The organism is Solemya elarraichensis gill symbiont, assembly GCF_002021095.1.
Taxonomy (GTDB): domain Bacteria; phylum Pseudomonadota; class Gammaproteobacteria; order Chromatiales; family Chromatiaceae.
In genome coordinates, this window is sequence record NZ_MPRK01000324.1 from 1 (window position 1) to 1,592 (window position 1,592).

Consider the following 1,592-nt stretch of genomic DNA (forward strand, 5'->3'; position numbering starts at 1 on the left):
ACGCAGGGCGTCCGGGGCAATAAAGGCTGTCGAAGATCGAGTGTAAAAGGGCGACTTGGATGTCCCGTTTTACATCACGAGATCAAAGACACGCTTGCGATAATATTCACCTGATACCAGGCACGGCTAATACCGTGTTTTCCAAGATTGAACAGAGAATTGGTGAGGCAGATCCAATCGTCTGATCAATTGATATGAATATCAGAAATCATGTGTGAGCATGATCTCGTCAGCATCGAGAGGTTATCGATATGAGTTTACATGGCAGAACAAATAGTGTTCGTGAGAATGATTCAAAACCTGGAAAGCGCAAGTCATCAAGGAAAGTACTCTTCTTTACGCTTTTCGTTGGGATTGCAGGAGGAGTAGCAGCGCTTCTTTATAATGTTTCAGGTAAGCAAGCAGTTGCATCTGAAGTGGTCGTCTATCAAAGCCCGACATGTGGTTGTTGTAATGAATGGGTCAGTCATCTGCGTTCGAACGGGTTCACGGTTAGCACAAGAGACCGACCCAATATGCAGCCAATCAAACAGGAATTTGGTGTGCAACCGGGACTGCAGTCTTGTCATACAGCAGTAGTAGATGGTTACTTCATCGAGGGACACGTGCCAGCGAATGACATCAAGCGCCTGTTATCTGAAAAGCCCGCAATTTCAGGATTGACTGTTCCCGGTATGCCGATGGGATCACCTGGGATGGAGGGCCACAGGAAGGACAGCTATGCCGTATTGGCAGTTGACCCGGATAACAGCACATCTGTCTACGCACAGGATTGAGGTAAGTTGGATGAGAATGATTCGATACACTTTACTGGGAGTGACAATTTTCCTTCTTCTAACTGACTCTATTGCCGCAGGACGTTGGTATGCAGATGATCAAGTTAAGCGAGGAGAGAAGCTGTTTTCAGAGAATTGTGCAAGCTGCCATGGACAAAATGCAGAGGCAACACAAAACTGGAAGCAGCCAGGAACCGATGGCAAATATCCTCCACCACCGTTACATGGATCTGCTCATGCCTGGCATCATCCAATGAGCATATTGCGACGACAGATACGCAGTGGATGGATTCCTCTTGGCGGCAACATGCCACCGTTTAAGGAGAAGATGTCAGCAACAGAAATTGATGACGTCATCGCATATTTCCAGAGTAAGTGGTCTGACAGAATCTATATGCTATGGGAAGAAAGGCAGGCAGCGATGGGCAAAGCCAAAGGTAATTAAGCCGGAAACTGCATGCGTTGATCAGGAAAAACCTGGAGTAAGAATACCGGGACTGTTGACTGTTTGAGGAGTGCTGTCGTGTGAGTGAGTTCGCTGATGAGTATTCAGACCAGGTCGATAGACATTCTCCTCATTCATTAACGCCCTTTCCGTTATTGTTTGAATAAGGTGTGTGACATGACTGCAAAAGCTATGTAATTCGGGAACGCCATTGACAGTGGGGATTGCGTGATTGGCGTCTGAAATCACGTTGTTGAGAAATTCAATATCCTCTTACGCTGCGCGCCAAGGAGAGAGAATCGAAGGCGCGTAGTCCCCGGTAGCCACTAGGCGAGACTGTTTTTCTGACGTGCGCCAGCGCCAAAGGAAAA

Annotated in this window: 3 protein-coding genes; all 3 read left to right on the plus strand. The window is 47.3% G+C overall.

The features are described from left to right. The first annotated feature begins 59 nt into the window (after positions 1-59). Positions 60-185, plus strand: coding sequence for a hypothetical protein (locus BOW51_RS11835; protein WP_281252892.1), 126 nt, complete (start codon positions 60-62; stop codon positions 183-185). A 66-nt stretch (positions 186-251) separates the two neighbouring features. Then, positions 252-776 (plus strand): DUF411 domain-containing protein, encoded by a 525-nt coding sequence (locus tag BOW51_RS10655; RefSeq protein ID WP_078477687.1) that lies wholly within the window; start codon positions 252-254, stop codon positions 774-776. Positions 777-786: 10 nt separating this feature from the next. Next, positions 787-1,221 (plus strand): c-type cytochrome, encoded by a 435-nt coding sequence (locus tag BOW51_RS10660; protein WP_078477688.1) that lies wholly within the window; start codon positions 787-789, stop codon positions 1,219-1,221. The last annotated feature ends 371 nt before the right edge of the window (positions 1,222-1,592 follow it).

What these genes read in the sequence shown, in the direction of transcription:
- BOW51_RS10655 (WP_078477687.1), top strand. Translation starts at nt 252, where the DNA reads ATGAGTTTACATGGCAGAACAAATAGTGTTCGTGAGAATGATTCAAAA.
- BOW51_RS10660 (WP_078477688.1), top strand. Translation starts at nt 787, where the DNA reads ATGAGAATGATTCGATACACTTTACTGGGAGTGACAATTTTCCTTCTT.
- BOW51_RS11835 (WP_281252892.1), top strand. Translation starts at nt 60, where the DNA reads ATGTCCCGTTTTACATCACGAGATCAAAGACACGCTTGCGATAATATT.